Origin of the sequence: Actinoplanes sp. OR16 (genome assembly GCF_004001265.1) — a bacterium.
Taxonomy (GTDB): domain Bacteria; phylum Actinomycetota; class Actinomycetes; order Mycobacteriales; family Micromonosporaceae; genus Actinoplanes.
On sequence record NZ_AP019371.1, the window covers coordinates 2,204,627 to 2,215,926 of the forward strand.

The following is an 11,300-nucleotide window of genomic DNA, read 5'->3' on the forward strand; positions in this document are numbered from 1 at the left end:
CAGGCAGACTTCCAGGCATGCCGGACCGTCCCGACTACGTGACACTGACCCGGGGTCAGATCGCGGCGCTCGACCGTGTCAACGCGGGCGAGCCGGGCCTCTCCGTGCTGTCTCAGTTCGTCCGGCTGGCCCAGGACTCGCTCGGCGCTCTCGGCGCCGGTTTCGCCGAATACTCGTCCGGTCACGCCCGGATCATCTCGGCCACCGGCGTCTGCGAGCCGGCCCTCGGCCGCCGCGTGGCGAACACCGGCGACCTCAGCTCGGTGAACAGCGCGTTCGCCGGCAACATCGAGGGCGGGGAACTGCGGCACACGCTCGGCGCCCGCTGCGAGATGAGCGGCGTCGTCGTCGGCTCCCTGCACGTCTACTTCGGCGCCGCCGGTGACCCCGGCCCCGAGCACCACGCCGTCATGGAGCTGATCGCCGGCCACCTGGGCCGGCTCTACGGTCGCCAGGCCGGCCTCCCGGTCCACCCCGAGCCCGCCCCCGACCAGGCCCGCCGCCAGGAGGACAGGGACCTCTGGGTCGCGGTGACCAGCCACGAGCTGCGCACACCGGTGACGGTCATCAAGGGATACGCGGACACCCTCACCAATCACTGGGACACCCTCGGCGAGCCGGGCCGCCGCGAAGCCGCCCGGGTCATCGGCACCCGTGCCGGCGAGCTGGCCCGCCTGCTCGACCGCCTCCTCTCCGCCACCACCGACGACGGTTCCGCCAGCAGCCCGCCGACCGGCCCCTTCGATCTCGCCGAGGCTCTGCGCGAGGCAGCCGGCGAGCTTCCCGGCGCCCTGCGCCAGCGGATCCACTTCGGCGAGCTGCCACCGGACCTGCCCAAGGCGTACGGGAACCGCGACTCGGTCGCCACCATCCTCACCGAGCTCGCCACCAACGCGGAACGCAACTCGGAACCGGACACGCCGATCGAGGTCTGCGCCGGCACCGAGGACGACACCCTCCGGTTCCGCGTCGCCGACCGGGGCATCGGTATAGCCCCGGAACACGTGGAGAGCGCCTTCGAGCGGTACTGGCAGGCCGGCGAGAACGGCCGTCAGCCCGGCGCCGGCCTCGGCCTCTACCTGGTCCGCCGGTTGGTGGAACGACAGAACGGCTGGGTCTCGCTGCGTCCACGGGAGGGTGGCGGCACCGTCGCCGAGGTCCGTCTGCCGCGCGCCTGATCGACTCTTTGGTGGCCCACGTCACCGGTCGCCCCGAGTGACCGCCTACGCTGGTCCCTCGTGAGTAAGCGTCGGAAGTCCCGCGAAACCGCACCGAAGACCAAGCTGCGCGACATCTTCGTCGCCCGCCCCTTCGAGGGCCTGGCAGACGAGACCGAGTGGGTCGCGCTGCGTGAGCTGGTCCCGGCCGCGTCCGCGCCGCTGACCCTCAAGCCTTCGGTCATCGAGGAGTACGGCGACCGCCCGGTCACCCTCTCCACCGTGCTGCCGATGGCCTGGCCCGCGATGACCCGCCAGGACGGCCGCGTCTTCATCGGCCTCCAGCGGCACGTCCAGTCCGGTGACGTCTCCCGCGACCTGGCCGTGGCGATCCTCAGCGCGCTGCAGACCAAGCCCGGCGACACGGTGGCAGTGCCCGCGCTGCCCGGCGAGGGCCCGCGCCTGCAGGACCTGCTCGTCGACGGCCCGCTCGAGATCACCATGCACGACGGCTTCGAGTACTGGCTGGACGCCGATCAGATCCAGGACGCCAACGTGCGGGCGTCCCTCGAACGGGCGAACGCCTCCATCTACCCGACCGTCCGCCTGGCCACCGCGAAGGCCGCGTACTGGTGCCGGGTCGCGCCCGACAAGAGCCACATCCGCTGGGTGCTGCCGGAGACCGAGGACAAGGCGCTGGACGCCCTGGCCCGCCTCTCCGCCGCCGGTGAGCTGCTCCTCGGCGAGGACACCAAGTTCGCCGGCATGTTCCGGGCGCACGGCCTCCTCGTCCCCGTCTGGGACGTACCGGGCGAACCGGAGGGCGCCGACTTCGAGGCCGCCCTGGCCGACTTCGCCAAGCGCTACGCCGACACCCTCGCCGTCGGCGAGCCCTTGGACGCGGCAGCCCGCCGAGCGAAGCAGGGCCTGATCGGCCGCCAGCTGACCCTCCGCTGACGGTTGCCGCCCACCAAGCAATGAGCCACAGCTGACTCTCCGGCTGTGGCTCATTGCCGCCCATGAGGCCGCTCGACAGCCATGAGTCACAGCCGGCTCTCGCGGGCTGTGACTCATCGCCGCCCCTGAAGCCGCTCGACAGCCATGGGCCACGGCTGACTCTCGCCGGCTGTGACTCATCGCCGCCCCTGAAGCCGCTCGACAGCCGTGAGTCACAGCCGGCTCTCGCGGGCTGTGACTCATGGCTGTTGAGCGCCCGATTTGCGACCCATGGCTCACAGCCGGGCCGCCACTGGACCGGCTGAGCGGCATACGCCGGGTCGGCGCCCGAAATGTCGCTCTGTGGGGGCGGGACTGATAGGAAGAGGGCGCTTCCACTCACTCAGGTCGCGCTGTGCGAACTCGCGTCCTGGACGCGCAGCGGCCAGCGAGGAGCGCGGCGCCCTCGGCGTGAGCGACGGTCCGGGCCACCCACCCCGCTGCGACAGCCTGAAGTTGATCTTTAATGCAGTGGATCCCTGACTATCGGGCAGCTCATGCAGCGCGGACCGCCTCGGCCGCTGCCCAGCTCGGAGCCGCTGATCCGGATCACCTCGATGCCGGCGCGTTCCAGCTGCTCGTTCGTCTCGATGTTGCGCTCGTAGGCGACGCAGAGGCGCGGGGCCAGGGCGAGCGTGTTGTTGCCGTCGTCCCACTGTTCGCGCTCGGCGGTCACCGGGTCCAGGCCGGTGTCGATGATGCGCAGGTGGTCGATGCCCATCGCCTCGGCGGCGGCCTCCAGGAACGGGCGCGGCGCCGTCACCCGGAGTTCGTCGAGGCCGGCCGTGATCGTCCAGGCGACCAGCGACGTGGCGATATTCGGATATATCACCATTGCATCGACATCTACCATTGTGCAGACCGTGTCCAGGTGCATCGTGGCTCGCTCCTGGGCGATCGGGACCGCCAGGACCGTGTGCGCCAGGCCCGCGGAGAGGACGCGGCGGGCGAGACGTTCGGCGCCGGCCGGAGTGGTGCGTTCGCCGACGCCGATCGCCAGCACGCCCGGGGCCAGGACCAGCACGTCGCCGCCCTCGACGTGTTCCAGTGACGGGTCGTAGAGCAGCGGCACGCCGGCGAAGCGCGGGTGGTAGCGGTAGATCGCGTGAGTGATCGTCGTCTCCCGGCGGCGGGCCGGCATGGCGAGGCTGGTGACCGCCACCCGATCGCCCACCCAGACCGAGGAATCCCTGGTGAAGAGCAGGTTCGGCAGCGGATCGATGACGAAGTCGTAGCGATCCATCATCTCGTAGACGAGACCACCCGCACCTGGCTTGATCTCCTCGTGCGCCAGCCCCGCCATCAGGACGCCGGCAAGACGATCAGGATCAAGATCTTGGAGGTACGACGAGACCACCGTGCGGAGGGAGTCACCCAGACGCGGGTCGGTGAGCACCCCGGCGGTCAGCTCGTCGCGCGCCTCGGGCACGGCGAGCACCTCGGTGAGCAGGGATCCGAGGTAGAGCACTTCCACGCCACGGGACCGGAGGGCCTCCGCGAAGGAGTCGTGCTCCTCTTGGGCGCGTCCCACCCACGGGATAGCGTCGAAGAGAAGGGAGTCGTTGTTCCGAGGTGTCAAACGGGCCAGTTCCGGTCCGGGGCGATGCAGCAGGACCGTGCGCAGTGCGCTGACTTCACTGTCGACGTACACACCGCCGACGTTAGCCGCACCGAGCGCGATCAGGTCGTGACGTTCTGACTAGATCTTGGGACGGCCATGCAACTGTCGGGCGGCGGCGATAACTTGTCAGAGTGCGACGAGACTGCGGCACTCAGGCGTACAGATGCACCATCCGAAAGAAGATGTTGTCCGTGAATGCGGCATTCATCCATAGTCCTTCACCTTTCTTGTCCCACTCCAGACCTGTTCCGTAGGCACACGAGCACGTACGGTAGTTGGAAAAGAGAGCCCGACTGACCTTTTGCCGGAGGTCGCAGTGACTGTCTTCCCCGCCCGCCCCGCTCTGCCCGTCCCGACCCGATCCCTTGAGCCCGCCGATCCGGAGCACCAGGGCCCCTCCGCGCTGGAGGCGCCCCGCCTGACCCCGGTCGAGTGGGCTCGGCGTCGTCGTGCTGATCGCGACGCACGCCGTCTCGAGGCAGCCGGGGCGCGTGCACTCACCCGACTCGACCGCCTCGGGCCGAACTGGCACATCGTGGACTGGCCGCGCACCGACGTGATGCAGGCCTACCACGAGCCGGACCCGGCCGACGAGCGCGCCGGATTCCTCGCGATCGGACCCGGTGGCGTCTACGCGGTGACCGTGGCCGACCACGGCCGGTCCCGTGTGCTGATCGCCGGTGACGTCGTCCAGATCAACGGCAAGCGTCCGCAATACATCGCGGAGGCCCGCCGTGACGCCCGTCGTGCCGCCAAGGCCCTCTCCGCCGCCGTCGGCCTCAACGTGCCGGTGACCGCGGTGCTGGCCTTCGTCGGAAACGGCGTGATCAGCGTTCACGGTCTGCCGAAGGACTGTCTCGTGGCAACCGACAAGGAGCTCGACCGCCTGCTGATCGCCGGTGGCGCGAAGATCTCCCCGGCTACCGCGAGCAAACTCTCGGCCGTGGCACACCACCCGGGCACCTGGGCAAACGCGCCCTATCGGCCCGCCGGTGACTACCGTTGGTACAGCAACGGACAGACGGCCGCTGACAAGCGCCCCACCCGCCGGTAACGTTCCTTGCTGACGCCGTCGACGCCGGCGCACCCACGAAAGGTGGGCCGGCCGTCGCCGCGATTGATGCGAGGAGGAGCGGGTGGCGCATGTTGAGCTCTCCCTCTCGGGAGCGTTCGTCCCCCAGGCTCGGACACCGGCCGAGGCCGAGTTCGTCACCAGTGTCGAACGGTGGACCTCGACGGTCACCACCGCCGACGAGCCGTGTCTCGTCGTCGACAACAACGGCCTGATCCTGGCCGTCTCGCCGTCCGGCAGTGAGCTGCTCGGGCTCGGCAAGCCGGCCGAGGCGCTCGGGCAGCGGCTCAGTTCCGCACTGCGGCTGATCGACTTCACCGCGGGCGCCGGACAGCTCGAGGACCCCGAGGCCGAGAAGATCCCGCCGCTGCTCGCCGTGCGCAGCGAGAGCCTGGCGCGCGGGCTCATGCGGGTGGCCGGCGAGCCGCCGCTGACAGTGGACGCGATCGCGACGCCGCTGCGCTCGGGCGAGAGGGTGGCCGGTTCGCTGACGTTCCTGTCCCCAGTGCGCTATTGATGTCGGCTTTATCCGCGAAGATGTGGCGTTCGCCGCAGCTGAGGGCCATTGGTCGTTACACGCCCGCAACGTAGTCTGCGTTCATGCTGGATCTAGACCTGTTACCAGGTGAGTACGCGGTGTGCCGGCTGCCGGCCGGTTCGACACTGCCCGCAACGCTCACGACAGGTCCGGACGACAAGAGCGTCATCTCGGTGACCTGGGGCGTCGACGAGCTGTCGATCATCTGCCCGCAGGAACGGGTTCCGGACGGCGCGGTCGCCGACACGGCCTGGCGATGTCTGCGCGTGACCGGCCTCGACCTGAACCTGACCATGACGGGTGTGCTCGCCTCGCTGGTCGGGCCGCTCGCCGACGCCCGGGTCAACATCGTGACGTTCTCGACGTACGACACCGACTACCTGCTGGTCCCGTCGGTACGCCTGACCGAGGCCGTGAACACCCTGACTTCGGTCGGTCACCGTATCGCCGGATGACATTCCGGCTCCTACGATGAGCCGGTGTCCCCCCGCACACGTCTTCTGCTGCCGGCAGCGGGTCTCCTGCTGCTGAGCGGCTGTGACGCGCCACCACAGAGCGCGCCCGACTACACCGCCGCCCCCGCGGCCAGCGCCCCGAGTGTGGCGCCCCTGCCGTCGCTGCCTCCGGTCACGTTCGTGCCGCTGGATCCCACGGTGACCACCGTTCCGCCTGCCACCGTTCCGCCTGCCGTCGTGCCGACTTATACGACGACATATCCGGTTTATACGGCACCGACCACCGTTGCTCCCACCACCGGTGGACCACTCACCAAGTCGCCGACCCCCACGCCCTCGCACGCCGCCAAATGCAGCGGCGAGCCGACGAAGAAGCAGATCCTCGCGCTGATCAAGGAGGATCCGGGCGTACCGGAGGCGACGCTCGAAGTCGTCGGGGGGCCGTACTGCTCCGGGACCTGGTCGTTCACCACCGTGGAGCTGGCCGGCGCGACCGAGGAGCAGGTCGAGCCCCTGCAGGTGGTGGCAACCGGCAAGGGGACGGCCCTGGCACTGGTCAGCCTCGGAACCGACGTGTGCATCGCCCGGGTGCAGGACGAGGCGCCGGACGGGATCCGAGTCCTGGCCTGCGGCTTCTGATTCATCCGGGACATAGACTGTGCGGATGCCCGGTACGCCGCCCACGCGATTCGCCTACCTCGGCCCGGAGGGCACCTTCACCGAGGCCGCCCTGCGCACCATTCCGGCAGCCGAGCACGGGGTTCGCACCCCGGCCCGCAGTGTGCCGGAAGCGCTGGAGGCGGTCCGCGCCGGTGAGGCCGACGCCGCCCTGGTCCCGCTGGAGAACTCGGTGGGTGGCGCCGTCCCGGTCACCCTCGACGAGCTGATCACCGGCAGCCCGCTGATGATCACTCGGGAGGTGCTGCTGCCCGTCGAGTTCGTGCTGGCGTCGCGGTCGCTCACGCCGCTCGCCGGGCTGCGGACCATCGCGGCCCACCCGCAGGCCTCCGCCCAGTGCCGGCACTGGCTCCAGGCGAACGTGCCGGACGCCGTCGTCGTCGACGTGCTCTCGAACGCGGCAGCGGCGATCAGCGCGGCCGCCGGCGAGTACGACGCGGCCCTCTGCGCCCCGATCGGCGTCCCCCGGAACAACCTCACCGTGCTCGCCGAGAAGGTCGCCGACCGGGCCGAGGCGGTCACCCGGTTCGCCCTGCTGACCCGTCCCGGCGCGCCGGCCGCCCCGACCGGCGACGACGTCACCTCGCTCGCCGTGTCGATCCGGCACGACCAGGTGGGCGCCCTGCTGGCGGTGCTGACCGAGCTGGCCGTGCGCGGGATCAACCTGTCCCGCATCGAGTCCCGGCCGACCGGTGAGCAGCTCGGGACCTACGTGTTCTTCCTGGACTGCACCGGGCACGTGGCCGAGGCGCGCCTCGGTGAAGCCCTGCAGGGTCTGCGGCGGATCTGTGCCGAGGTGCGGTTCCTCGGCAGCTACCCGAAGCACCGGTTGCAGCCGGAGCCGCCGGTCGCGGCGCCGCCGGGCCTCTCCGACGGCGACTTCGCGGACTCGGCGGCCTGGCTCTCCCACCTGCGGACCGGCGAGCTGGCCTGACGAGGCCGGGCCGCTGCCCGGCCGGCACGTCGCCTGCTCTGCGGCGAAGGGCGCTGTCAGTCGTCGAAGAGGTTGTCCAGGATCCCGCCGCCGCCGCTGGACTTCGAAGAACCGCCGCCGACGCCGGCCAGGCCACCCGGCGGCTCCTCGGACGGCTGGACGATCACGAAGCCGCGACCGCTGAAGCTCATCGTGAACCGCTCACCGGTGCTGCGCCCGAGCAGATTGCCGAAGCTGAACTGCTCGGCCCGGTGGAAACCGGTCGAAAGGCTCGCCGACCACGCGATGGCGGCCTGCGGGTCGACATAGGTGGGCGCGTCCACGTTCAGCACGACGGGCGTGCCGTTCGTCATCACGGCGATCCGGCCGGCGCCGGTGAAGACGCAGTTGAACAGGCCGGCGTTGGACATCATCCCGGCGCCGCTGACCACCTTGATGTCGTAGTTCAGCGTCGAGTCGAAGGCCAGCACGTTCGCCCCGTTGATCGAGAGCGCGTCGCCCTGCTCCAGATCGATGAGATGGATGTCGGAGGCGCGGTCGGCGAGGAAGACGTCGCCCTGGCCGCGGACCCGCATGAGCGGCACGCCCTCGCCGGTCAGCTTCTGCTTCAGGAACTTGCCGAAGCCGCCGGAGCCGAGCGCCTCGAACTTGACCTGCCCCTGATAGGCGACCATCGAGCCGGTCCGGGCCAGGAACTCCCCGTTCAGTTCGGCCTTGAGGAGCTTTGAGTTCTGCAGCCGGAGGCCGGGCTGAGACGATTCCTTCTCGAGGTTCTCCGCTGAGAAAAGTTCGCTGCGCATGATCCCAGCGTAGGAACGACGAGCAATCAGCCCCAGCCGAGATCGTGAAGTCGCTGGTCGTCGATCCCGAAATGGTGGGCGATCTCGTGCACCACGGTGATCGCGACCTCTTCCACCACGTCCTCGTCGCTGTCGCAGACCTGGAGTGTGGGCAGCCGGTAGATGGTGATCCGGTCGGGGAGAGTGCCGGCATAATCCCAGCCCCGGTCGGTGAGCGCGGTCCCCTCGTAGAGCCCGAGCAGATCGTCGCTGCCGTCCGGCGGGGCGTCCTCGACCAGGAAGACGACGTTGTTCATGAGGGACAGCAACTCGTTGGGGACCTCGTCGAGTGCGTCACCGACGAGCTCTTCGAACCGTTCGCGACTCATGTTCACCGGCACGGTCGCAATTGTGCCCGGAAATACCCGTACAGCGGGAAACCGGCGCGGCCGGGGCCACGCCGGTCACCACAGCGACGAAGATCAGGCGAGCTTTGCGACCAGGGTGATCGGAGCCCCCGGGGAGAGGAGCCGGGAGATCGGGCAGTTCTCCTTGGCGCCCTCGGCGATCTTCTGGAACGTCGCCTCGTCGATGCCCGGGACGTCGCCCACGGTCTCGAGCTCGATGCCCGTGACACCGAAGCCGCCGTCGACCTTGTCCATCCGGACCTTGGCGACCGTCTCGACCGAGGTCGGCGTGAAGCCGGCGTCGGCGAGACCCTTGGAGAAGGCCATCGAGAAGCAGCCGGAGTGTGCGGCGGCGATGAGCTCCTCGGGGTTGGTCCCCTCGCCCTCCTCGAAGCGCGACTTGAAGGAGTAGTTCCCCTGCAAGCCGCCCTTACCGGTTTTGACAGTGCCGGAACCCTCGGTCAGGTTCCCTTCCCAGCGAGCCGAAGCAGTACGAATTGGCATGACCGAAACGCTAGCCCATTTGGCGGCCGCTGGTCCGCAGTCGACGCAAGGGGCCATTATGGAGCACATGTCCGTTGACTCCGAGGCCGTGATCGAGTTCGGTGCGCCGGAAAAGCCCGAGCGGGAGGGCCGGGCTGCCCGGCTGGCGCACCTGCGTGGCCTCGGCTCGGACCACCGGATTCCGGTCCTGGTCGCGGGCGTCGGCGCGGTCGCGGCGTTCGCGTCGCTGATCTCCGAGTGGCAGACGACGACGGTTCCGGACATCACCATCATCGGCGAGGACGGCGAAGGGCAGATCGCCGAGTCGCAGATGTTCCCGGCGAGCCTGATCGATCTGGGTGGGGCCGGCGCGGCCTACATGGTGGGGCTCTTCCTGGTGGTGACCACCGTCGTGCTGACCCTGTTCGGCCCGGCGGCCGGGCGGCGATACGCGCGGCTGGCCGGCCTGAGCGTGGGCGGGGTGCAGCTGGCCCTGCTGCTCGCCGTGGTCCAGATGCTCGGCGACAGCTCGCTGCTGATCTCCCGTTACTTCGGCGCGCAGATCGGTCAGGAGGCTCCCGAGATCGCCTATGGGCGCGGCGTCTGGTGTGCGCTGGCCGGTGTGGCCGCCGCGCTGGTCGCCCTCTGGCTGGCCGAGCGGGCGCCGAGCGGCGAGCGGCGGATCAAGCCGCGGCGGGTCGAGGAGCCGGAGAGCACTCCCGACGCGCCGCTGGAGCTGAGCATCACGCCGGCCGAGCCGTTCGCCCAATTCCCGGGTGACCGCGACCAACCGCATCGAGCGTGACGCCAGGGGATATCCGGGTGATGATCGGACCTGCCTGCCGGTAGGCTCGACAACCGTGATTGACCTGCGTCTGCTCCGGAGCGACCCCGACCTGATCCGCGCCAGCCAGCGAGTGCGCGGCGAGTCCACCGAGCTGGTGGACGCGCTGCTGCGCGCCGACGAGGAGCGCCGGACCGCGACCCAGCGGTTCGAATCCGTGCGGGCCGAGCAGAGGTCCATCGGCAAGGAGGTCGCCAAGGCCAAGGGCGACGAGCGTGCGGCGCTGCTCGCCCGTACGAAGGATCTCGCCCTTGACGTGAAGGCTGCCGAAGCCGCGGCGGGCGAGGCCGAGCAGGCACTGCGTCGCGCCCACCTCGCCGTGCCGAACGTGGTGGAGGACGGCGCGCCGGCCGGTGGCGAGGACGACTTCGTGGTGCTGCGCGAGGTCGGCACGATCCCGGAGATCGCCGACCCCAAGGACCACCTGGAGATCGGTGAGGCGCTGCGGGCGATCGACACCGAGCGTGGCGCGAAGGTCTCGGGCTCGCGGTTCTACTTCCTGACCGGTGTCGGCGCGCTGCTGCAGCTCGGCATGCTCCAACTCGCCATCCAGCAGGCGGTCGAGCACGGATTCACCCCGTCGATCACGCCGACTCTGGTCCGGCCGGAGTCGATGGAGGGCACCGGCTTCCTCGGCGCGCACGCCAGCGAGGTCTACCGCCTCGATGCCGACGATCTCTACCTCGTCGGTACGTCGGAAGTCGCGCTGGCCGCCTACCACTCCAACGAGATCATCGACCTGTCGTCGGGTCCGGAGCGGTTCGCCGGCTGGTCGACGTGTTACCGCCGGGAGGCCGGCTCGCACGGCAAGGACGTGCGCGGCATCCTGCGGGTGCACCAGTTCGACAAGGTCGAGATGTTCTCGTTCTGCCGGCCGGAGGACGCGCTCGCCGAGCACCAGCGTCTGCTCGCCATGGAGGAGGAGATGCTGGCCAAGGTCGAGATTCCGTACCGGGTGATCGACGTGGCGGCCGGCGACCTCGGTTCGAGCGCCGCCCGCAAGTACGACTGCGAGGCCTGGGTGCCGTCGCAGGGGCGGTACCGCGAGGTCACCTCGACGTCGAACTGCACCACGTTCCAGGCGCGCCGGCTCAACATCCGGTACCGCGACGAGGACGGCAAGACGCAGACCGCCGCCACGCTGAACGGGACGCTCGCCACCACCCGGTGGCTCATCCCGATCCTGGAGAACCACCAGCAGCCGGACGGCTCGGTGCGCGTGCCGAAGGCTCTGCAGCCCTTCCTGGGCAAGGAAGTGCTCGAACCCGCAAAGTGATCGCAACCGTCCGGCTACCAATTGTCATGGCAGCTGGTAGCCGGACCGGTGTAGCGTTCT

Annotated in this window: 13 protein-coding genes; 9 read left to right on the forward strand and 4 right to left on the reverse strand. The window is 69.7% G+C overall.

The annotated features are described in order from the left end of the window. The first annotated feature begins 17 nt into the window (after positions 1–17). Positions 18–1,178, forward strand: a complete 1,161-nt coding sequence (locus EP757_RS10245; RefSeq protein ID WP_127544221.1) for a sensor histidine kinase KdpD — start codon at positions 18–20, stop codon at positions 1,176–1,178. 60 nt (positions 1,179–1,238) lie between these two features. Continuing rightward, positions 1,239–2,114: a DUF5926 family protein gene (locus EP757_RS10250; RefSeq protein WP_127544223.1), complete on the forward strand. Its 876-nt coding sequence runs from the start codon at positions 1,239–1,241 to the stop codon at positions 2,112–2,114. Positions 2,115–2,616: 502 nt separating this feature from the next. Here EP757_RS10250 and EP757_RS10255 read toward each other — a convergent pair. Then, positions 2,617–3,804 carry an arginine deiminase gene (locus tag EP757_RS10255; protein WP_127544225.1) on the reverse strand — a complete coding sequence of 396 codons (1,188 nt, stop codon included), beginning with the start codon at positions 3,802–3,804 and terminating at the stop codon, positions 2,617–2,619. Positions 3,805–4,090: 286 nt separating this feature from the next. On the opposite strand from EP757_RS10255, the gene EP757_RS10260 reads away from it, so the two are divergent. The 5 genes from EP757_RS10260 to pheA all read left to right on the forward strand — a co-directional run bounded on the left by EP757_RS10260 (position 4,091) and on the right by pheA (position 7,451). After that, complete coding sequence (locus EP757_RS10260; RefSeq protein WP_127544227.1) at positions 4,091–4,828, forward strand: hypothetical protein; 738 nt, start codon at positions 4,091–4,093, stop codon at positions 4,826–4,828. Between the two features lie 82 nt (positions 4,829–4,910). Then, positions 4,911–5,363, forward strand: coding sequence for a hypothetical protein (locus EP757_RS10265; RefSeq protein WP_127544229.1), 453 nt, complete (start codon positions 4,911–4,913; stop codon positions 5,361–5,363). 83 nt (positions 5,364–5,446) lie between these two features. Continuing rightward, positions 5,447–5,839: an ACT domain-containing protein gene (locus EP757_RS10270; RefSeq protein ID WP_127544231.1), complete on the forward strand. Its 393-nt coding sequence runs from the start codon at positions 5,447–5,449 to the stop codon at positions 5,837–5,839. Between the two features lie 24 nt (positions 5,840–5,863). Beyond that, positions 5,864–6,478, forward strand: coding sequence for a hypothetical protein (locus EP757_RS10275; protein WP_127544233.1), 615 nt, complete (start codon positions 5,864–5,866; stop codon positions 6,476–6,478). A gap of 25 nt (positions 6,479–6,503) precedes the next feature. Next, a complete protein-coding gene (pheA, locus tag EP757_RS10280; RefSeq protein ID WP_127544235.1) occupies positions 6,504–7,451 on the forward strand; it encodes a prephenate dehydratase in 948 nt (315 codons plus the stop codon). 56 nt (positions 7,452–7,507) lie between these two features. On the opposite strand, the gene EP757_RS10285 is transcribed toward pheA, so the two are convergent. From EP757_RS10285 to EP757_RS10295, 3 genes are all read right to left on the reverse strand, one after another. After that, positions 7,508–8,251 carry an AIM24 family protein gene (locus EP757_RS10285; RefSeq protein WP_127544237.1) on the reverse strand — a complete coding sequence of 248 codons (744 nt, stop codon included), beginning with the start codon at positions 8,249–8,251 and terminating at the stop codon, positions 7,508–7,510. A gap of 26 nt (positions 8,252–8,277) precedes the next feature. After that, positions 8,278–8,625 carry a metallopeptidase family protein gene (locus EP757_RS10290; RefSeq protein WP_174262523.1) on the reverse strand — a complete coding sequence of 116 codons (348 nt, stop codon included), beginning with the start codon at positions 8,623–8,625 and terminating at the stop codon, positions 8,278–8,280. A gap of 87 nt (positions 8,626–8,712) precedes the next feature. Further along, entirely contained in the window at positions 8,713–9,141 is a 429-nt protein-coding gene (locus tag EP757_RS10295; protein WP_014448152.1) for an OsmC family protein, read from the reverse strand. 67 nt (positions 9,142–9,208) lie between these two features. Between EP757_RS10295 and EP757_RS10300 the strand changes: the two genes are divergently transcribed. After that, positions 9,209–9,925, forward strand: a complete 717-nt coding sequence (locus tag EP757_RS10300; RefSeq protein WP_127544240.1) for a hypothetical protein — start codon at positions 9,209–9,211, stop codon at positions 9,923–9,925. Positions 9,926–9,980: 55 nt separating this feature from the next. Continuing rightward, positions 9,981–11,240: a serine--tRNA ligase gene (serS, locus tag EP757_RS10305; protein WP_127544242.1), complete on the forward strand. Its 1,260-nt coding sequence runs from the start codon at positions 9,981–9,983 to the stop codon at positions 11,238–11,240. Positions 11,241–11,300: the final 60 nt, after the last annotated feature.